This is a genomic window from Variovorax sp. J31P179 (genome assembly GCF_030316985.1).
Lineage (GTDB): Bacteria > Pseudomonadota > Gammaproteobacteria > Burkholderiales > Burkholderiaceae_C > Variovorax > Variovorax ginsengisoli_B.
In genome coordinates this window covers 44,730-63,619 of the sequence record NZ_JASZYL010000018.1, presented here as the reverse complement: position 1 = coordinate 63,619, position 18,890 = coordinate 44,730, and the positions used below count along the sequence as shown (strand labels likewise).

Below are 18,890 nucleotides of genomic sequence, written 5' to 3'. Positions count from 1 at the left end.
GAGCGACAAGGAATCGTCCATGAAGCTGCTCCAGAAGCTCTTGCTCTGCCTGTTCACCCTTCCCTTGGCAGGGGTTGCCGGCACCGTCGCGGACACATTTCCCGAGCGTCCTGTTCGCATCATCGTGCCGTTCCCGCCGGGCGGAGGCACTGACACGGTGGCACGCACCGTCGCAGCAAAGCTGTCGGAGCGCTGGAATGTGCCCGTCACGGTGGACAACCGCCCCGGCGGCAACACATTGATCGGCGCCGAAATGGCGGCGCGCGCAGCGCCGGACGGCTACACGCTCTTCCTGCCCATCGACTCCACGCTCGCGATGAACCAGAGTCTCTACGCGAAACTGCCGTACGACCCGATCAACGGCTTTGCGCCGGTTTCGCTGGCGGTCACCATGCCCATGGTGCTGGCGGTGCATCCCTCGGTGAAGGCGCGCAGTGTGAAGGATCTGATCGGCCTGGCCAAGTCGAGCGACGGCAAGCTCGCCTACGCCCACGGGGCGCTGCCGGCGCAGGTTGCGGGCGAGGCTTTCAAGGCCGCGGCCAAGGTCGACATGGTGGCTGTGCCGTACAAGGGCAGCGGCCCGGCGATGACGGATGTGGTGGGCGGACAGGTGCCGGTCATCTTCGATGCGCTCGGTCCGGCGATCGCCTTCGTGAAATCCGGCAAGGTCAGGCCCCTGGCGGTCACCAGTGCCAAGCGCTCGCCGTCGCTGCCGGATGTCCCGACCTTGGCGGAGTCGGGACTGCCTGGCATGGACCTGGTCACCTGGATCGGTTTCGTCGCGCCTGCGGGTACCGACCGCGCGATCATTGCCAAGCTCAACGGCGAGATCACGCGCATCCTCAAGCTGCCTGAAACCTCGGAGAAGCTCGGGGCGATGGGCATGGACGTGGTCGCCGGAAGCCCCGAGCAGTTCACGCAGACCATCAAGGACGACGCCACGAAGCTGGGTGCCGTGATCAAGGCCGCGGGCATCAAGCTCGATTGAAGCGGACCTACTCATCTTGTATTGGCGTGTTCCCCTCTCACTCGGTCTTCGCCCACACGGCGTTTCCCGGCTGCGGTCGGAAAACAGATCGGCGCGAAAGATAGCAATCCGGGCGTGATCCGACATAGGCAATGTCATCTCGAGCCGCATCTGGGCACACGGCCGCACCATGGCAGCGCAAACCTCGCACCGCAATGCATGAACGAGCGTCACATGCCAGTAGCAGGCCTGTTGAGGAGGCACCGTTGGACGCTTCTGCTCCAGGTTTTCTGAACGGTCAAGACTGCTGCCCCGTCATGGCGCGCAATTCCTCGAGAAGCTTTATCGAAGGACCGGGCAGCATGCCGGCCCTTCGGCGGAAGGCCGTCAGCGTTCTCTTGTCGCTCGCGCCAGGGATCTCCAGGGTGTCGATGAGGCCTGCCTTTCGCTCGGCGTCATACATGGGCTCGGGCATCCAGCCAAGGAATCCCGAGTGGCCGATCAAGCTCTTGAGTGCGGTCACGGAGCGTGTCTCGACCACGACGTTGGGCAGTGCCAGGTTGTGTCGCGCAAAAACCTTCCTCATGTGCTCGAAAGGCCCGGTTCCCTTCGGAAGGAGGGCCCAACGCTCTTGCAGCGTATCGGCGAGCTTGAGCCTTGCCTTCTTGCGCAGCGGATGGCGCCGTCCCGCGACCACATAGCTGGTGTCCTCCCAACGGCAATCCTTCACGGCGACGATCTCGTCCGTGTCCTCGATGTCGACCCCCAGCGCCAGATCGATCTCGCGCGAGACGAGCGCATCGGCAAGGCGATCCCAGACTCCCTCGATGACCTGGACCTGAAGATTCGGCCACTTCTTGCACGTGCGGCCAATCGCCAATGGAAGCACCAGGCAGGCGATGCTGCCGACTGCCCCGACACGTATGGTGCCCTTGGCCAGGCCGAGTATCGCCTTGATGTCCTCGTTCGCGTGCTCTGACTCGCGTTGCAGGAGGAGCGCGTGCGGTTGCAACGCCCTCCCGACATCCGTCAACTGCATTCCCTTGGAGTGACGCTCGAACAAGGGGGCACCCACCTCGTCCTCCAGCTTGCGAATCGTGCGACTGAGCGCCGGTTGCGTCACGTTCAAGGCCTCGGCCGCTCGCCCGAGGCTCCCCGACGAAACGATGGTGTTGAACGCGACGAGAGACCGGAGATCGAAAGTCATGCCCAACGCTAATGACTTTCTCTCAAAAAAGCAATTTTCATGAAGGCGGGGAACTTCCACACTTGCGCCATCGAGACAAGCGCCGCGACTCAGTCGGCGCACCACAAGGAAATGCACGAAATGACCGGACCTGTGCCGCGCGCCGCCATCGAGACGGCCAAGCAACCCTCCACCGTCACCGTTCGCGACGCCGTCGTCGACCTCATGCGCCGCTTCGGCATGACCTCCGTGTTCGCGAATCCGGGCTCGACGGAGCTGCCGATGTTCCGGGACTTTCCAAGCGACTTCCGCTACGTGCTTGGTTTGCAGGAGGCCACCGTGGTCGGCATGGCGGATGGATTCGCGCAGGCGACACGCAACGCTTCATTCGTGAACCTGCATTCGGCAGCAGGCGTGGGCAATGCGATGGGCAACATCTTTACCGCGCACAAGAATCGCACGCCGATGGTCATCACCGCGGGCCAGCAGGCGCGCTCGATCCTGCCTTTCGACCCGTTCCTGTCTTCCGCCCAGGCCACCGAGCTTCCCAAGCCCTATGTGAAATGGAGCATCGAGCCGGCACGCGCCCAGGACGTGCCCCAGGCCATCGCGCGCGCATACTACATCGCGATGATGCCGCCGCGTGGCCCCGTGCTCGTGTCGGTGCCGGTGGACGACTGGGACCAACCCGCAGAGTACGTGCCGGCAAGGATTGTCAGTACGGAACTTCGCCCGCAGCCCGCGGTTCTGGCCCAGATCGGCGAAGCGCTGGATGCAGGCGACCGACCGGCGATCGTCGCAGGTGCCGCGATCGATCGCGACAACGCGTGGAACGAGGTCGTTGCGCTGGCCGAGGCGCATAACGCCCGCGTGTGGGCAGCGCCGATGTCGGGCCGTTGCAGCTTCCCTGAAGATCACCGGTTGTTCGCCGGCTTCCTGCCTGCGACGCGCGAGCGGATCGTCGAACTGCTCGCTGGTCATGACCTGATCCTGGCGATCGGCGCGCCCGCGTTCGCCTACCACGTCGAAGGCGCAGGACCCCACATCCCGGCCGGTGCCACCTTGTGCCAGCTCACCGATGACCCGGACACCGCGGCCTGGACGCCGGTCGGAATATCGGCGGTCGGCAGCATTCGACTGGGAGTTCTCGATCTCCTCGCCCGGCCGGCGCCGAAAGCCCGGGCCGTTCCGCCGGCCAGGACCCAGGCACCACGGGCAGAGCCTTCACCCTTGATGTCAGTCGCCTATGTCCTTCAGACGCTGGCCGAAGTGAAAGCGCCCGGGGACATCGTGGTCGAGGAAGCCCCAAGCGCGCGCCCAGTGATGCAGGCCTATCTGCCGATCACCCGCAGCGAGACCTTCTACACCATGGACAGCGGCGGACTCGGCTACGGCATGCCCGCGGCAGTCGGTGTCGCGCTCGGCAAAGCGGGCACACGCGTCATCTGCCTGATGGGGGACGGCTCCAGCATGTATTCGATCCAGGCGCTCTGGAGTGCCGCACAACTGAAGCTGCCGATCACCTTCGTGATCCTGAACAACCGCCGCTACGCCGCGCTGCAGGATTTCGCGCCCGTGTTCGGGTTCTCTGCGACCGATGTCGTGCAGGGAACCGAACTGCCCGGCATCGACTTCCTGTCGCTGGCCAGGGGCATGGGGTGCGACGCCACCCTCGTGCGCCATTCCGGCGACCTGAGGGCTGTGCTCGATCGTGCTCTTGCCGGCACGGCGCCCAGCGTCGTGGAGGTTCAGGTCGCCTGATTCACAGCGCGCGCTTCGCACTCCCGCTTCCATTCAAACCCCAAGGAGACAAATCAGATGAAGATTTCGATGTTGATCAATGGCGAGCGAACCCAGGCTCGCAACGGCGCCACCTTCGAGCGGCGCAATCCGCTCGACGGCAGCGTGGCCACTGTCGCACCCGCGGCAACCGCGGAAGACGCCGTCGCGGCGGTCGAGGCTGCCGCGGAAGCGTTCAAGACATGGTCGCGCACCGGCCCAAGCGAGCGCCGCACGATGCTGATGAAGGCGTCCCAGGCGCTCGAAGCAAAAGGCGAGGCATTCGCGGCTGCCGTCGCGTCAGAAACGGGTGCGTCGGCGATCTGGGCGGGTTTCAACGTTCACCTCGCGGCGGGCATGCTGCTCGAGGCCGCGTCGTTGACGACGCAGATCAGCGGCGAAATCATCCCCTCCGATGTGCCCGGCAACATCGCCATGGGGGTGCGGCAGCCTGCAGGCGTGGTTCTGGGCATTGCACCCTGGAATGCGCCGGTGATCCTGGCCGTGCGAGCCCTCGCGACGCCGTTGGCATGCGGCAATACGGTGGTGCTCAAGGGCAGCGAAATCTGCCCGGCGACGCACGGCCTGATCATCGAAGCGCTGCAGGAGGCCGGCCTGCCCAAGGGCGTGGTGAATTTCGTCACCAACGCGCCTGCCGATGCGGCTGCCGTGGTCGAAGCGATGATTTCGCACCCGGCTGTTCGACGCGTGAACTTCACGGGCTCCACCCACGTGGGCAAGCTCATTGCCGCTACCTGTGCGAAGTACCTGAAGCCGGTGGTTCTCGAACTCGGCGGCAAGGCGCCGCTCGTCGTCCTCGACGATGCCGATGTCGATGCCGCCGTCGATGCGGCCGTGTTCGGTGCTTTCGCCAATTCGGGACAGATCTGCATGTCGACAGAGCGGATCGTCGTCGATTCGGCCATCGCCGATGAATTCGTTGCCAGATTGAGCGCACGTGCAGCGAGTCTTCCGCTCGGGGATCCGCGCCTTGGCCCGGTGGTCCTCGGCTCCGTCGTGGGCATGAGCACGGCAAGGCGCTGCAACGAACTGATCGACGATGCGCTCGCCAAGGGCGCGAAGCTCGTGACCGGCGGCAAGGCCCAGGACACGCTGATGCCCGCGACCCTGCTCGACCACGTGACTTCCGACATGCGCATTTTCCGCGAGGAGGCCTTCGGCCCCGTGAAGGGCATCGTCCGTGTCAGTGGCGTCGAAGAGGCGGTCGCTTGCGCCAACGACAACGAGTACGGGCTGGCAGCCGCGGTCTTCGGCCGGGACGTGGCGCGTGCCATCCTGGTAGCGCGACGTATCGAGTCCGGCATCTGTCACGTGAATGGGCCCACGGTGCACGACGAAGCGCAGATGCCATTTGGCGGGGTCAAGGGCAGCGGCATCGGGCACTTCGGTGGAAAAGCCGGTGTCGATGCCTTCACCGACCTGCGATGGGTGACCGTTCAAACGAGCCCGCGTCACTACCCCTTCTGAGGCAATCCCGGAGTACACGCATGAACCCCCAAGCGATTCCATTCAAGGGCAATGCCGACATCGGCCGTTTGCTCGACGAAGGCGCCTACACGACCATGCAGAAGGTGGTGGTCCTCCTGGCAGCCTTGTCCATCGTGATGGACGGCTTCGATGGCCAACTCATCGGCTTCGCGATTCCGTTGATGATCAAGGAGTGGAACATCACGCGAAGCGCCTTCGCACCGGCCGTCGCCGCCGGCCTCATCGGCATGGGGATCGGCAGCGCCTGCGCAGGCCTGTTCGCAGACCGCTTCGGCCGCCGGATGGCGGTCATCTCCAGCGTCTTTGTCTTCGGCACGGCGACCTGCGCAATCGGCTTGGCGCCCGACATCCTGACCGTGGCCGCACTGCGGTTCGTCGCCGGCCTCGGCATCGGTGGCGCCCTGCCGAGTTCGACCACGGTCACAGCCGAATTCACGCCGGCGCGCCGCAGGACGCTCGCAGTGACCGCGACGATCGTCTGCGTTCCGCTCGGCGGCATGCTGGCGGGCCTCTTCGCGGGCGAAATCCTGCCGGCATTCGGTTGGCGCGGACTGTTCTTCATCGGTGGCACCTTCCCCATCGTGCTGGCCACCATTCTCCTGTTCACCTTGCCGGAGTCGCCTCGATTCCTCGCACGCCATCCGGCACGCTGGGATGAACTGGGCAAGCTGATGGGGCGCATGGGCCGTCCGATGGCTGCCAACGTGACTTACACCGACATGGCGGAACAGGTCGTGGAGAAACGGGCCGGCTTTGGCGCGCTCTTCTCGGACGGTCTGGCGCGCGATACGCTGGCCACCTGGGCGGCCTTCTTCATGTGTCTTACCGCCGTCTACAGCGCCTTCAGCTGGCTGCCGACGATGCTGGCATCCGAAGGATTGTCGATGGCCGTCGCTGGCTCGGGCCTGACCGCCTACAACCTCGGAGGCGTGATCGGGGCCTTGGTCTGTGCTGTCGCAATTACGCGGTTCGGGTCTCGCTGGCCCCTGGTGCTGTGCTGCGCCGGCGCGGCCGCAAGTGCATTCGCGATGCAGACCCTGAACGTCGGGCGCGACACGAACCTGTTGATCTTCGGTTTCGGCGTGCACGGCATGTTCGTGAATGCGGTGCAGTCCACCATGTACGCGCTGTGCGCGTTCATGTACCCCACCAGTGTCAGAGCGACCGGCACCGCGTCCGCGCTGGCCTTCGGACGACTGGGTGCGATTCTCAGTGCTTTCGCTGGGGCAGCGGTCATCACGGCCGGTGGTGCGATGGCTTATCTCGCCCTGCTTGGCACCGCGATGGTCTTCGCGATGATCGCGCTTCTTGTCGTCAGGCGCCACATCCCGAAGCGCGAGGTTCTGCTGAAGCCGAGTTCGGTGGCGGCGGTCACCAGCTGATCTCCTGAGGCGAATCATGAAAATTGCGATCGTCGGCGCGGGCGCCATGGGCTCCATGTTTGGCGGCCTGCTGGCTGAATGCGGCAATGACGTCACTTTGATTGACATCAACGATGCGCACATCGGCGCAGTCCAGTCGAATGGCTTGCGATTGGTCACGGACGACGGCGATCGGCACGTCGGGACGCTGAAGATCTACCGCCCTGAGGAAGCTCGGGAACAACCCGAATTGATCGTGATCTTTACCAAGACCCTGCACACCGGCGCCGCGCTCCAGGGCGTCAAGCACCTGATGAGCCCAGACGTCCATGTGTTGTCTCTGCAGAACGGCTTGGGCAACGTCGAGAAGATCAGCGAGTTCGCCTCGACAGCGATCTGGGCGAAGGTCGCGTTCAACGCCGCTCTCAACAGCATCTGCGCCGTATCCGGGTGCACGGTCGATCCGCTCGGTCTTTCGCCTGAAGGCAGCCGCCTCGCAGAGCAAGTCGTCGTTGAAGTACTGTCGGTCGCGCAGAGGCTCGGCATCGAAGTGGATCCGGCCAAGTGCAAGGCCAATGTCGCTGGCGCCATTGCCCGGCACAAGGGGCACAAGCCATCGATGTTGCAGGATGTTCAGGCCGGACGTCGCACCGAGATCGAAGCGATCAATGGAGCAGCGGTCACCGCGGCCGAGCGCTTCAACATGAAGCTGCCCACAACCGAAACGCTGCTGTCGCTCGTGCGCCTGGTCGAAGCGCGGGCAACGGCCTGACCACACCTTCTACCAGGCACATGCTCCTCAATACAGAAGATTTCCGCAGCCGGGCGCGAAGGGACCTTCCGCGCTTCGTCTTCGACTACATCGAAGGAGCCGCCGACGACGGCCATTGCCTTCGTCGCAACCTGAGCGATCTCGCGGCCGTGGAACTCACGCCGCGCGTGTTGCGCGACACCACGACGGTCGAAACTTCGATCGAGGTGTTTGGGCGCAAGTGGGCGCTGCCATTCGGCATTGCCCCGACCGGCTTGAACGGCCTGGTTCGGCCAGGGGGCGACGGTCTGCTGGCCACCGCCGCTTCGCGCACCGGAATTTCCTTCGCGCTCTCGACTGCGTCCAACATGCGTCTGGAAGACGTGCGTGCTGCAGCTCCCGAGAGCGTGCAATGGATGCAGCTCTACGTGATGCATCGCGACATGGCAAGTCAGATCGTGGAGCGCGCGGCGCGCGCGAAGTATGATGCCCTGGTCCTGACGGTCGATGTCCCGGTCAGCGGGAATCGGGAAGCGGACTTGCGAAACGGCTTTCGCATCCCCTTCAAGCCGACCGCAAGGGTGGCCTGGGATGTGATCACGCACCCGCGCTGGTCGATGCGCATGTTGCCGGGTGGCGCGCCGGACTTTGCCAACCTGACAGCCACGGGCGGCAACGCTGGTTCGGCGAACATGCAGGCTGCGCTCCTCGCAAGAGCGATGGATCGCTCGCTCGTGTGGGAAACGCTCGTGTGGTTGCGCGGGCTCTGGAAGGGCCCACTGTTGCTCAAAGGCATTCTTCACCCAGACGATGCACGGCTGGCGGTCGACCACGGCGTCGACGGATTGATCGTTTCCAACCACGGCGGTCGTCAGAACGACGCTTCACCTTCAGCCATTTCGGCATTGCCTCGCGTGGTCGCGGCAATCAACGGCCGGATCCCGGTCTTCATGGATGGAGGAATCCGGCGCGGCGGCGACATTGCCAAAGCCCTGGCGCTGGGCGCGACGGCGGCCTTCGTCGGTCGTCCGGTGCTCTACGGCCTGGCGGCCGACGGCGCCCGAGGCGCCGAGGCTGTGATCGGATTGCTTGCAGCCGAACTGGTGCGCAGCATGACCTTGCTCGGCGCGACGTCGGCATCTGCGTTGCCCGACGCACTTGAGAGTGCGAACGGCTCTCTTGCCTAGCCCTCAGGCGACCCGCTCCGCGCCGCCTCCGAGGCGATAGGCGCGCGGCGACATCTCGAACCTCTGGCGAAACGCACGGCTGAAGTGGCTCAGATCATTGAATCCGTGAGCCATGGCGATCGTCGAGATGCCTAGGGAATGACGCGCAGGATCGCGCAAGTCGCTTGCGGCGCGCTCCAGGCGGCGGCGCCAGATGTAGCGCGCAAGGGAGGTGTTCTCCGCCTCGAACAGCTTGTTGATGTACCGCGGCGAGAGGTTGAGCGCGGCACTGACCATGGTCGCGTCCAACTCGCAGGCATCCAGGTGGCGTTCCAGGAAATCCTTGACCCGGACCAGGGCGGTGGCACGGTACTCGGACAGAGGCAACGGTGAGCTGAGAATCGCCTCGTCGAGCGCCGATGCGAGCAACTCCGTGAAATTGCGCGCGATCCTCTCGGAAGCCACCGCGTCCATGGAAGGCAGTTGCTGACTCAGTCCCACCAGGTAGCCGAACAGGATCGGGCACATCTGGCCTGCTTCGGTCAGGCTGCGCGCAGTGATGCGGTGGATGCCCGCCGACCGATGCGACAGTGAGCCGAACGGCAGCTTGACGGTGATGAGTTTGAACGCATCGTCGAAGCGCAGGTTGTAGGGACGCTGCGCGTCGCATACTGCACCGTCGCCCGGTTTCAGCAGCACCGATCGCCCGTCCTGTTCGGCGAGCGCCGAGCCGGAAAGAATGAAGTTGAAGATCAGGGATTCGTCGCCCGAGCGGGAGATCCCGGCAGGCAGGCGCGCGACGCGGTGCGGGGATGCCTCGATGCACGCGACGCTGAGCGCGCTCAGTCGCGTCCCGCTGACAGACGCTTCGAACGGGCTCTTCCCGTCGGGCCGGCATTCGAGGTCGACGAGCGCCTTGCGCACCACTTCTTGCCAGAACCCGAACTTGTCGCGCGGGGTCAGGCCGGCGGTGGAAGCGTCAATGACTCGCGAGGAGGGTTCGGCTGTAACAGGTTGCATGGCGCACGATCGAGGCATTGGCAGGCCCGTGGATGGTGCAAAAGCCTGGTCAAGACAGATCAAAGCCCGGGGGCTGCAAGGATTTTCGTCAATTTCCACGCAAGGTTGATGCCAAAGAAACCCTCGGGTCGGCATCCGCCAACACGCCGCCGGCCGCCTTGCAGGGGCCGTTTGAATCAAGTTTCCTGGCTGATGCAGCAAAGTTTGTCGCCGCCGGGAAGCGGACCATTGCTCCCAGGGCCTCGTGAAGGCCTCCACCTCAACGGAGACCAATGTGACCACTTCAAACGACATTCAGACGACCTTGGAATCGAGCCTCGTGTCGAGCCGGCGGGGACTGCTGCGCGGCGCGGCAGCGCTCACGGCCGTCGCGGCGCTGGGGCAGGCCAGCCGGGCCTGGGCAGCCGACAAGGACACGATCAGGATCGGCTACATCAGCCCGAGGACAGGACCGTTCTCGCCGTTTTCCGAAGCGGACGACTTCATCCTGGAGCAGGTCCGCAAGACGCTGGCCGATGGCCTGGTCATCGGCGGGAGGAAGTACAAGGTCGAGATCCTTGCGCGAGACGACCAAAGCAGCCCGGACCGGCAATCCAACCTGGCTGCTGAACTCATCAACAAGGAGAACATCGACCTGATGCTGGCACAGGTCGCGATCGGACCGAACGCTTCCCAGCAGTGCGAGCTCAACGGCGTGCCGTGCCTTTCGACCGTCGGTCCCTGGCAGGCCTGGATGTTTCCGCTCAAAGGCGACCCCACGAAGGGGTTCAAGAGCGTCTTCCATTTCTTCTGGGGTCTGGAAGACATCGCCGACGTGTACCTGGACATCTGGCAAGGCGTGCCATCGAACAAGGTGATCGGCTCCGCATTCAGCAACGACGTGCCGGGCAACGCCATGGGCGACATGAAGCTCGGCATGCCCGCGGCCTTTGCAAAGGCTGGCTACAAGATCGTCGACATCGGACGATTCCCGGTCGGCGCCGATGACTTCTCGTCGTACATCCAGGCTTTCAAGAAGGACAACGTCGAGATCGTGACCGGCCTGTTCAATCCTCCCGAATGGGCTTCGTTCGTCAAGCAGTCTGCACAGATGGGATTCAGGCCGAAGGCGGCCACGGTGGCCAAGGCGCTGCTGTTTCCCGGTGGCGTCGCCGCTTTGGGTCCCCGCGCCGATGGCATGTCAACCGAGATCTGGTGGACACCGGCCTATCCTTTCAAGTCAAGCCTGACAGGCCAGACTGCGAGGCAGTTTGCCGATGCCTATACGGCTGCCACCAAGCGCGAATGGACCCAACCCATGGGCGTGGTGCATGCGCTGTTCGAGACCGGCATCCAGGCTCTCAAGTCGAGCGGGGACCCCAAGGATCCCGTGAAAGTTGCCAACGCCTTGCGCGTGATGAAGCACGACACGATCATCGGCAGGCTCGACTTCACGTCCAGCGGGATCAAGAACGTCTCGAAGATGCGCGTTGTTGGCGGCCAGTGGCGCATCCTCAATGGTGCCAAGCCGGAACTCTTCATCACCAACAACAAGACGGCACCGGAAATCCCGGTCCAGCGCAAGTTCGAGTTGCTGTCGATTGCTTGACAGGTTCCGACATGCTGCTCGAACTGCGTGACACCACCAAGCGCTACGGCGACATGGCGGTCATCCCCAAGCTGTCGCTGTCCGTGGAGGACGGGGAATTCATTGGCGTCATCGGCCCGAACGGGGCTGGAAAAAGCACCATGTTCGGCCTGATCTCGGGCAGCGCGCGATGCGACAGCGGAAGCGTCTACCTGGATGGCAGGGACGTCACCATCTACGATGCCGCCGAGAGGTGCAGAGCCGGCATCGGTCGCACCTTCCAGATTCCGCAGCCCTTCGACGGCATGACGGCCTACGAGAACGTGCTCGTGGCGGCCACCTTCGGCAGCGGACTGCATGGGCAAGCGGCTCAGCAAGCCGCTGTCGACGCAATCCAGCGCTGCGGGCTCGATGGGGTGGCGGACAAGCTGGCAGGCACCCTGACGCTGCTGCAGCGCAAACGGCTCGAGCTGGCAAGAGCGATCGCCACGCGTCCGCGCCTGTTGCTGCTCGACGAAGTGGCCGGTGGATTGACCGATGCCGAAATGCAGCAGCTTCTCCGGCTCATCGTGACGATCCACCAAGGCGGAGTGACCGTCTTGTGGATCGAACATCTCGTCCACGCCCTCGTCTCCGCCGCCGATCGGCTCGTCGTACTGGCAAGCGGCGCTGTGATCTGCGATGGCGACCCGAAGACGGTGATGGCCGATCGCACGGTGCGTGACACCTACCTGGGCTCGGACATCGAGGAGGAGCTGGACCATGCTGCGCACTGATCGACTGGATGCGTACTACGGCTTGTTCCAGGCGCTGTTCGGCTTGAGCTTTCAGATTGCGCCCGGCGAAACCGTGGCCCTCATCGGCTCCAACGGCGCTGGCAAATCCACATTGCTCCGCTCGATCGTCGGCTCGGTGCGGACACGACGCGACGGCGTGCTTCTCGACGATCAGGCCATCGGCGGTGACTCCGAGCGCAGGCAGCTGAACCGCGGCATCGCGCTCGTGCCCGAAGGTCGACGACTGTTCCCGAGCCTGACCGTCTTGGAGAACCTGCAGCTCGCCGCGCGCAATGGCCGCCCCGGGCCGTGGTCCGTCGAGCGCCTCATGCGGGAGTTCCCCGTCATGCAAGCGTTCCAGCATCGTCCCGCAACAGCGCTGTCAGGCGGCCAGCAGCAGCTGGTTGCGCTTTCGCGCGCGCTGGTGTGCAACCCGAAGTACCTGCTGTGCGACGAGATCTCGCTGGGCCTCTCGCCTGTGGCAGTGAACGAGGTCTACGACCTGCTGGGCCGGGCACGCAACGACGGGCTTGCGGTGGTGCTTGTCGAGCAGAACGTCAAGCGTGCGCTGGCCGAGTCCGATCGCTACTACTGCATTCAAAAAGGCCGGGTGGTCCTCGAGGGGGCATCCGAATCGGCCGACCAGGCGCAAGTCGCGCAAGCCTACTTCGGGATCTGACATGGAAACATTCATTGAAACGCTGCTGGGCGGCCTGATGCTCGGCGCGCTGTATGCCCTGTTCGGGCTTGGCCTGAGCCTGAGCCTCGGTGTGATGAAGATGATCAACATCGCGCATGGTGATCTCATCGTCCTTGGCGCCTATCTGTGCTCGACGGTGATGCAGTTCGCGGGGGTCGGACCCTTCGTCTCACTCGTTGCGGTCGTGCCGTTGATGTTCGTCATCGGCTATGTCCTCCAGCGGGTGCTTCTCAACCGTGTCGTTGGCAAGGGCGCGTTGACGCCGCTTCTTCTCACTTTCGGCCTTTCCATCGTGCTGCAGAACGTGCTCCAGGAGACCTTTACCGCGGACACCCGCAGCCTCCAGGCGGGCGATCTCTCCCTCCGAGGTTTCGACATCGCCGGCGTCTCGGTCGGACTGCTGCCGCTTGTCTCGACGCTGATCAGCGCGGTGATCTTCGCGGGCACCAGCTGGCTGATCGGGCATTCGCATCTTGGCCGGCAGGCCCGCGCAGTGGCGGACGATCCAGGCACGGCGCGCCTCGTCGGCGTCAACGACGGCAACTTCTTCGCGCTCGTCACCGGGTTCGTGCTGGCCGTGATTGCACTCGCGGCCGTCATGTACGGAATCCGCACGCCTTTCTCTCCGACATCCGGCCCGGAGCGCTTGCTCTATTCGTTCGAGGCGGTCGTTCTCGGAGGGCTCGGCAACGTCTGGGGCACCTTCATCGGCGGACTGGTCATCGGCGTCGCCCAGCTCTTTGGCGCCAAGGTCTCCTCGGGCCTCGGACCATTCTTCGGCCACCTTGTTTTCCTGATCGCGCTGCTCGCGCGACCGCAAGGCTTGCTTGGAAAGGCACAGCGATGAGCACCGTCGCCACCCTCCGAGCTCCTTTGTCCGTGCGCGCAAAAGGCAAAGGACTGGCATTTGCCACTGCATTGCTGGTGTGCGGCGTCCTGGCGGCCGTGCCCTGGTTCACCAACTTCGGGACGCAGCGCCTGATGATTGAAATCTTCACCGTGTTCGCCATCGCCCTGGCGTGGAACCTGTTGGCGGGGTACGGCGGTCTCGTCGTGGTTGGCCACCAGATGTTCGTCGGCGTAGGGGCCTACGCGCTGTTCGCGCTGTCGAACAGGCTGGAATTCAATCCCTGGATGATGCTGCCCCTGGCCGCCATCGCAACCGGCCTTTTCGCCGTAGTCAGCGCTTATCCGATGTTCCGGCTTCGCGGCGCGCACTTCGCCGTCGGGACTTGGGTGCTTGCCGAGATGATGCGGATTCTGACGTTGAACAACGAATGGCTCGGTGCGGGCGGCGGCATGCCTCTGGAGGCCCTGAGCAGCTTCGATCGATGGACCCGTAACGCAGGTATCTACTGGGCGGCCCTGGTGGTCGGCGTTGGAACGCTCGTCGTTGCCCGCACGATCCTTCGCGGCAGGCTCGGCCTGGCGCTCATGAGCGTGCGCGACTCGGAGGCGGCTGCAGAAGCTTCGGGCGTGGCGATCCGCAGAGCGAAGCTGGTGCTGTGGGTCATCGCAGGTTCGCTGACCGGACTGGCGGGGGCTGTCGCCTATATGAACACGCTGCAGGTCACACCGGATGCCACGTTTTCATTGAACTGGTCGGCAGCAGCGATCTTCATCGCCGTGCTCGGCGGCATAGGAACGCTGGAGGGGCCGATCCTCGGCACGCTTGTGTACTTCCTGCTGCGCGAGAGCTTCGCTTCCTACGGCTCCTGGTATTTCATTGGCCTCGGTTCCCTTGCCATCGTCATGATGATCTTGGCGCCCGGTGGCGCCTGGAGCCTGATCACGCGCAAGTGGCCGGTGGATCCATTCGGCGTGCGACGCGACATGCCGCGGTAGTCCCGCTCTCATCACCCAAGGAAAACTCATGTCTGAAACTGCCTTCAAGATCGCGGTCGTACAGGCTGCCCCGGTCTTCATGGACGCCGCAGCCTCCACACAAAAGGCCATTCGCCTGATTTCCGAAGCGGGCGCGAACGGAGCCAAGCTCCTGGCCTTCCCGGAAGTGTTCATTCCTGGCTACCCTTGGTGGCTTTGGCTCGGCACGCCAGCCTGGGGTATGCAGTTCGTGTCGCGGTACCACGCCAATTCGTTGCACGCGGAGGGTCCGGAACTCGCATCCATTGCCGCGGCGGCCGCCGAGGCGAATGTCAACGTGGTGATCGGCTTCTCGGAGATCGACGGCGGATCGCTCTACATCTCCCAGGCCCTGATCAGCGACAAGGGCGAGATGCTCTTCAAGCGCCGGAAGCTCAAGCCGACCCACGTCGAGCGCACCCTGTTCGGGGAAGGCGACGGTTCCGATTTTCGGGTGGTCGACACCAGCGTCGGGCGTCTGGGCGCTCTCTGCTGCGCCGAACACATCCAGCCGCTGTCGAAGTACGCGATGTATTCGATGCACGAGCAGGTCCATGTCGCCTCGTGGCCTTCGTTCACGCTGTACCGCGGCACTGCTTACGCGCTGGGTCACGAAGTGAATCTCTCCGCGAGCCAGGTCTATGCGCTGGAAGGCGGTTGCTTCGTCTTGCATGCGAGTGCCATCACAGGACAGGACATGTTCGACCTCTTGTGCGACACGCCCGAGAAGACCCTATTGCTGAATTCCGATGGAGGCAAGCCCGGCGGTGGGTACTCCATGATTTTCGGCCCCGATGGTCAACCCTTGGTGGAGCACATGCCGCAAGACCTGGAAGGAATCCTGTACGCGGACATGGATCTCTCCACCATCGCCGTCGCAAAGGCGGCCTACGATCCTTCCGGGCACTACGCCCGGGGTGACGTCGTCAGGTTGATGGTCAATCGCAATCCGCGCCGGACCAGCATCAATTTCGGAGAAGGCGTGAAAGAAGGTACGCAGTGGACTGAGGCGAAAGTCGAATAGTCAATTCAAATGACTGCAATCGGTTCGTCGAAAGCAAGACAGCGGTGGTCACCGGCGGTGGCGGCGGTATTGGCGTGGCAACCTCCGGCGCTTTGCGCGCGAGGGCGCCAAGGTCGCCGTATAGGACATGAGCCTGGAGGCCACCGAGAGGGTCGTGGCCGCTATCCGGGATGAAGGCGGGCGGGCGCAGGCGTTCCGCTGCGACATCACCGAACGCGCGGCAACCTGAGCGCCGCGGAAGTGGTCCGAGCCGCTGCGGACGGCTACATCATCCCGAGAAGCTGAAGACGCTGACCGGCGGGGCTCAACTGCGCCCTGCCGGTCATCAATACCTGCGCCGATGTCGGTTTTGGAGCGGTAGTTGGGTCCGTCGGCGGGTTCAAGTCCATCTCGAACATGCTGTTGAGCATTCCCGGCACGCCCCTGATCTCGCTGTCGCTGGCCACGCAGCTTTTGTGCGGCATAACGGGCTCCGCATCCGGCGGTCGCGGCATCGCGATGGAGCTCTTCGCGAAGCAGTTTCTGGCGCTGGGCCTCAACCCCGAGGTCATCCATCGCGTTGCCCAGCCTTGCCACCACAGGCCTGGACGTGATGCCGCACAGCGGCGCTGTCATCACGGCGCTGGCCGTCGTCGGGCTGTCGCACAAGCAGGCCTACAAGCCGATCTTCATGCTGGCCGTGGTGACCCCGATCCTCACCAATGCCCTTGCCATTGTCTTCGCGATGACGATCTATTGAGCACACACACGACCATGACCCACGCTGCGACGCCATTCGCACACCCATCGGCCGCTACGGCCGATCGTTTCCGTCGGTGCCTATCGACGACCTCGGCGCGGTGCCTATCCGCGAACTGATTCAGCGCAACCCGAAGATCAACGGGCCACGGGGACGACGTGATCTACGGCTGCGGCGCTGGTGGAGGGCAGGGGAGGGCCCAAACCAGGCTTTCGCATCGCTCGAGAGCGGTCGTGCATAGTCCCTTGCACTTTCGGCAGAATCACCTTCTGACCAAACTTTTCGGAGCGCAGGATGCCGAACAAGAATGTCGAAACGGTTCCTGGCCCGCTCCCGGGCACCAGGATCACCGAAGCCTATGCCCGGATGGTTGCCCGGGCCGTCTACTTCTGGACGTGGCCGATGGTCAATGTCTACAACCGCAGGATCGGCTTCAAGGATCTCAAGGAGCCGGGCCGGCTCGGAGGTGTATTGCCGGCCGCCCCGCTGAACAGGGTCAGCCTGTTGACAGATTACGTCGAGCCATCGGAGCGCGATGTGGCCTGTCCGAATCAGGACGTGGTCTACGGCGGTGGTGCCCTGGCACTGGATCTGGAGCCGGTGGTCGTTCAGGTGCCCGACTTCGGCGGCCGCTTCTGGGTCTACCAGATCGTGGACCTGCGTACCGACAGCTTCGCTGCGCTGGGCGCCATGTACGACAGCAAGCCCGGCTTCTACCTGCTGGCCGGCCCCGACTGGACGGGGGAGGTGCCGAGCGGCATCGCCCAGGTCTTCCGGGCGAAGACCCGGACCGGCTTCGTCATTCCCCGCGTCTACGTGGACGACACGCCAGAGGACCGGCAGGCGGTTCAGGCCCTGCTCAGCCAGATCGAGGTGTATCCGCTGTCGATGTTCGACGGCAAAGCCAGGCAGAGAGACTGGAGCAAGACTCCGGCATTCCCTGCGCCGCCTGCGCAACCCGACGGCTCAGAGTCCCCGAAGGTGGTTCCGGCCGCATTCTGGGACCAGCTGGCAGCGGTGCTGAACGACGCCCCGCCCTTGCCCGGTGAAGAGGCTCGCTACACCGAGGCCCTCGCACTGGTCGCCTCGGCAGTTGCCGACCCGGCCCTGAAGACGGCGATCATCGATGAAGCCATCAAGGCGGAGAAGGAGTTGATCGGGCCGCTGCTGGAGTTTCGCAAATTCGGCGTCCCACTGCCCCACCACTGGACGACGGTAAGGACCTGCGCGGTATTCGGCGTCGATTACTTCACCCGAACCGCGGTGGCGAAGTCGAACATCTTCGTGAACAGGGCCAACGAGGCGAGCTACTTCTACCAGGACCTCGATGCCGCGGGCCAACGACTGGACGGCGGCAAGAGCTATACGGTGACCTTTGCCAAGGGGGAGCCTCCAGTACGCGGTTTCTGGTCCTTGACCCTGTACGACGCTCAGCACTTCTTCGTGCCAAACGAAATCAACCGCTACTCGGTTGGCACCAAGAACAAGGATCTGGTCCGCAACGCCGATGGCTCGGTGACGATCCATGTGCAAGCTTCTGCACCGACCGATCCCTCGCAGGTGATCAACTGGCTTCCGGCGCCGAGCGTGGGGGATTCTCCCTGTACATCCGCACATATTGGCCGGAGCAAGCCGTCGTCGATGGCCTCTGGACACCGCCGGCCGTGATCGTCGCGTCATAGCTGACTTCGTCTACTGAAATTGAAAGTTGAGATTGAGAAGCACCAACGAAGGTCTGCTGTTGGCCGCCTGTAGCCTGTCTCGCCCGGCCAGCGGTCCTCGCCGACCTCCAGGGAATGTCAGGCTACCGCTGCGTTTGAGCCCTTTTCCGCTTCCCCAGCCGGGACCAACTGAGCAACAATTCCCAAGTCACGGAAAATTGGGGTGAAGCATGAATGTCACCGTCGCAGACCTGCAGGCCTTCGCCGCTGCTTGGAACAGCCACGATGCTGAGGCGCTCATGAGCTTCATGACGGACGACTGTGTGTTCGAAGCATCGGCCGGCCCTGACGTCTGCGGAACCTCGTACATTGGCAGAGAGGCCGTCCAAGCCAGCTTTTCCGACGTTTGGAAGGCATTTCCGGACGCGCAGTGGCTTCATCCTCGCCACTTCGTTTGCGGCGACCGAGGGGTGTCGGAGTGGACATTCACCGGGACGCGGGCGGACGGCTCACGCGTCGAGGTCAACGGATGCGACGTGTTCACTTTCCGACAAGGAAAAATTGCCGTTAAGAACTCGTACCGCAAGAATCGCCCGTCACTTCCCGCGAAATAGTACTCGCCTTCAACCGTTGCAGTCGCAACGCATGGCAGGGTGAACGTCGGGTTTGAGGCTCGGAATCGACCGTCTCCTCTTGGCCGGCAGGCCCAGTTCGACGGCCCGGCTCGAACGCGTTTGCAGCAGGGCAGCAAGGGCTACCTCGAGAGCAGGAAATACGGAGACGCTGGCCGTGGCGCCGCGCGGCGCCCCAGGCTTCCTCCA

General features: G+C 63.9%; 18 protein-coding genes. 15 read left to right on the top strand and 3 right to left on the bottom strand.

Annotated features, from left to right (window positions below):
• The first annotated feature begins 19 nt into the window (after positions 1–19).
• On the top strand, positions 20–988 hold the full coding sequence (locus QTI17_RS30950) for a Bug family tripartite tricarboxylate transporter substrate binding protein (protein ID WP_286537670.1): 969 nt from the start codon (positions 20–22) through the stop codon (positions 986–988).
• 277 nt (positions 989–1,265) lie between these two features.
• Here the strand turns inward: QTI17_RS30950 and QTI17_RS30945 are convergent, their stop codons facing one another.
• The gene (locus QTI17_RS30945; RefSeq protein ID WP_286537669.1) at positions 1,266–2,174 is read right to left on the bottom strand and encodes a LysR family transcriptional regulator; all 909 of its coding nucleotides are present in this window, start codon (positions 2,172–2,174) and stop codon (positions 1,266–1,268) included.
• 120 nt (positions 2,175–2,294) lie between these two features.
• Between QTI17_RS30945 and mdlC the strand changes: the two genes are divergently transcribed.
• From mdlC to QTI17_RS30920, 5 genes are read left to right on the top strand one after another with little or no spacing between them, the layout of a single operon-like run.
• On the top strand, positions 2,295–3,914 hold the full coding sequence (mdlC, locus tag QTI17_RS30940; RefSeq protein WP_286537729.1) for a benzoylformate decarboxylase: 1,620 nt from the start codon (positions 2,295–2,297) through the stop codon (positions 3,912–3,914).
• 57 nt (positions 3,915–3,971) lie between these two features.
• Positions 3,972–5,420, top strand: a complete 1,449-nt coding sequence (locus QTI17_RS30935; RefSeq protein ID WP_286537668.1) for an aldehyde dehydrogenase — start codon at positions 3,972–3,974, stop codon at positions 5,418–5,420.
• A gap of 20 nt (positions 5,421–5,440) precedes the next feature.
• Entirely contained in the window at positions 5,441–6,823 is a 1,383-nt protein-coding gene (locus QTI17_RS30930; protein WP_286537728.1) for an MFS transporter, read from the top strand.
• A gap of 16 nt (positions 6,824–6,839) precedes the next feature.
• A complete protein-coding gene (locus tag QTI17_RS30925) occupies positions 6,840–7,574 on the top strand; it encodes a ketopantoate reductase family protein (protein ID WP_286537667.1) in 735 nt (244 codons plus the stop codon).
• Between the two features lie 20 nt (positions 7,575–7,594).
• The gene (locus tag QTI17_RS30920; protein ID WP_286537666.1) at positions 7,595–8,740 is read left to right on the top strand and encodes an alpha-hydroxy acid oxidase; all 1,146 of its coding nucleotides are present in this window, start codon (positions 7,595–7,597) and stop codon (positions 8,738–8,740) included.
• Positions 8,741–8,743: 3 nt separating this feature from the next.
• Here the strand turns inward: QTI17_RS30920 and QTI17_RS30915 are convergent, their stop codons facing one another.
• On the bottom strand, positions 8,744–9,739 hold the full coding sequence (locus QTI17_RS30915; protein WP_286537665.1) for an AraC-like ligand-binding domain-containing protein: 996 nt from the start codon (positions 9,737–9,739) through the stop codon (positions 8,744–8,746).
• 244 nt (positions 9,740–9,983) lie between these two features.
• On the opposite strand from QTI17_RS30915, the gene QTI17_RS30910 reads away from it, so the two are divergent.
• The 6 genes from QTI17_RS30910 to QTI17_RS30885 are packed head-to-tail and all read left to right on the top strand — an operon-like array spanning position 9,984 to position 15,669.
• A complete protein-coding gene (locus QTI17_RS30910) occupies positions 9,984–11,327 on the top strand; it encodes an ABC transporter substrate-binding protein (RefSeq protein WP_286537664.1) in 1,344 nt (447 codons plus the stop codon).
• 11 nt (positions 11,328–11,338) lie between these two features.
• Complete coding sequence (locus QTI17_RS30905; RefSeq protein ID WP_286537663.1) at positions 11,339–12,082, top strand: ABC transporter ATP-binding protein; 744 nt, start codon at positions 11,339–11,341, stop codon at positions 12,080–12,082.
• Complete coding sequence (locus QTI17_RS30900) at positions 12,069–12,761, top strand: ABC transporter ATP-binding protein (protein WP_286537661.1); 693 nt, start codon at positions 12,069–12,071, stop codon at positions 12,759–12,761. The genes QTI17_RS30905 and QTI17_RS30900 overlap by 14 nt, the downstream gene beginning before the upstream one ends.
• 1 nt (position 12,762) lies before the next feature.
• A complete protein-coding gene (locus QTI17_RS30895) occupies positions 12,763–13,629 on the top strand; it encodes a branched-chain amino acid ABC transporter permease (RefSeq protein ID WP_286537660.1) in 867 nt (288 codons plus the stop codon).
• Positions 13,626–14,627, top strand: coding sequence for a branched-chain amino acid ABC transporter permease (locus QTI17_RS30890; protein ID WP_286537659.1), 1,002 nt, complete (start codon positions 13,626–13,628; stop codon positions 14,625–14,627). The genes QTI17_RS30895 and QTI17_RS30890 overlap by 4 nt, the downstream gene beginning before the upstream one ends.
• Positions 14,628–14,655: 28 nt before the next feature.
• Entirely contained in the window at positions 14,656–15,669 is a 1,014-nt protein-coding gene (locus QTI17_RS30885) for a nitrilase (RefSeq protein ID WP_286537657.1), read from the top strand.
• 263 nt (positions 15,670–15,932) lie between these two features.
• Here the strand turns inward: QTI17_RS30885 and QTI17_RS30875 are convergent, their stop codons facing one another.
• Entirely contained in the window at positions 15,933–16,133 is a 201-nt protein-coding gene (locus tag QTI17_RS30875; RefSeq protein WP_286537656.1) for a hypothetical protein, read from the bottom strand.
• Positions 16,134–16,228: 95 nt separating this feature from the next.
• Here QTI17_RS30875 and QTI17_RS30870 point away from each other — a divergent pair, with 95 nt between their 5' ends.
• From QTI17_RS30870 to QTI17_RS30860, 3 genes are all read left to right on the top strand, one after another.
• Positions 16,229–16,408: a hypothetical protein gene (locus QTI17_RS30870; protein WP_286537655.1), complete on the top strand. Its 180-nt coding sequence runs from the start codon at positions 16,229–16,231 to the stop codon at positions 16,406–16,408.
• 294 nt (positions 16,409–16,702) lie between these two features.
• Positions 16,703–18,076 carry a DUF1254 domain-containing protein gene (locus QTI17_RS30865; protein ID WP_286537654.1) on the top strand — a complete coding sequence of 458 codons (1,374 nt, stop codon included), beginning with the start codon at positions 16,703–16,705 and terminating at the stop codon, positions 18,074–18,076.
• A gap of 223 nt (positions 18,077–18,299) precedes the next feature.
• Positions 18,300–18,683, top strand: a complete 384-nt coding sequence (locus QTI17_RS30860; RefSeq protein WP_286537652.1) for a nuclear transport factor 2 family protein — start codon at positions 18,300–18,302, stop codon at positions 18,681–18,683.
• The last annotated feature ends 207 nt before the right edge of the window (positions 18,684–18,890 follow it).

Excerpts from the sequence above, each read along its gene's own strand:
- QTI17_RS30950 (WP_286537670.1), top strand. The coding sequence starts at position 20 with ATGAAGCTGCTCCAGAAGCTCTTGCTCTGCCTGTTCACCCTTCCCTTG.
- QTI17_RS30945 (WP_286537669.1), bottom strand. The coding sequence starts at position 2,174 with ATGACTTTCGATCTCCGGTCTCTCGTCGCGTTCAACACCATCGTTTCG.
- mdlC (WP_286537729.1), top strand. The coding sequence starts at position 2,295 with ATGACCGGACCTGTGCCGCGCGCCGCCATCGAGACGGCCAAGCAACCC.
- QTI17_RS30935 (WP_286537668.1), top strand. The coding sequence starts at position 3,972 with ATGAAGATTTCGATGTTGATCAATGGCGAGCGAACCCAGGCTCGCAAC.
- QTI17_RS30930 (WP_286537728.1), top strand. The coding sequence starts at position 5,441 with ATGAACCCCCAAGCGATTCCATTCAAGGGCAATGCCGACATCGGCCGT.
- QTI17_RS30925 (WP_286537667.1), top strand. The coding sequence starts at position 6,840 with ATGAAAATTGCGATCGTCGGCGCGGGCGCCATGGGCTCCATGTTTGGC.
- QTI17_RS30920 (WP_286537666.1), top strand. The coding sequence starts at position 7,595 with ATGCTCCTCAATACAGAAGATTTCCGCAGCCGGGCGCGAAGGGACCTT.
- QTI17_RS30915 (WP_286537665.1), bottom strand. The coding sequence starts at position 9,739 with ATGCAACCTGTTACAGCCGAACCCTCCTCGCGAGTCATTGACGCTTCC.
- QTI17_RS30905 (WP_286537663.1), top strand. The coding sequence starts at position 11,339 with ATGCTGCTCGAACTGCGTGACACCACCAAGCGCTACGGCGACATGGCG.
- QTI17_RS30900 (WP_286537661.1), top strand. The coding sequence starts at position 12,069 with ATGCTGCGCACTGATCGACTGGATGCGTACTACGGCTTGTTCCAGGCG.
- QTI17_RS30895 (WP_286537660.1), top strand. The coding sequence starts at position 12,763 with ATGGAAACATTCATTGAAACGCTGCTGGGCGGCCTGATGCTCGGCGCG.
- QTI17_RS30890 (WP_286537659.1), top strand. The coding sequence starts at position 13,626 with ATGAGCACCGTCGCCACCCTCCGAGCTCCTTTGTCCGTGCGCGCAAAA.
- QTI17_RS30885 (WP_286537657.1), top strand. The coding sequence starts at position 14,656 with ATGTCTGAAACTGCCTTCAAGATCGCGGTCGTACAGGCTGCCCCGGTC.
- QTI17_RS30875 (WP_286537656.1), bottom strand. The coding sequence starts at position 16,133 with ATGCCGCACAAAAGCTGCGTGGCCAGCGACAGCGAGATCAGGGGCGTG.
- QTI17_RS30865 (WP_286537654.1), top strand. The coding sequence starts at position 16,703 with ATGCCGAACAAGAATGTCGAAACGGTTCCTGGCCCGCTCCCGGGCACC.
- QTI17_RS30860 (WP_286537652.1), top strand. The coding sequence starts at position 18,300 with ATGAATGTCACCGTCGCAGACCTGCAGGCCTTCGCCGCTGCTTGGAAC.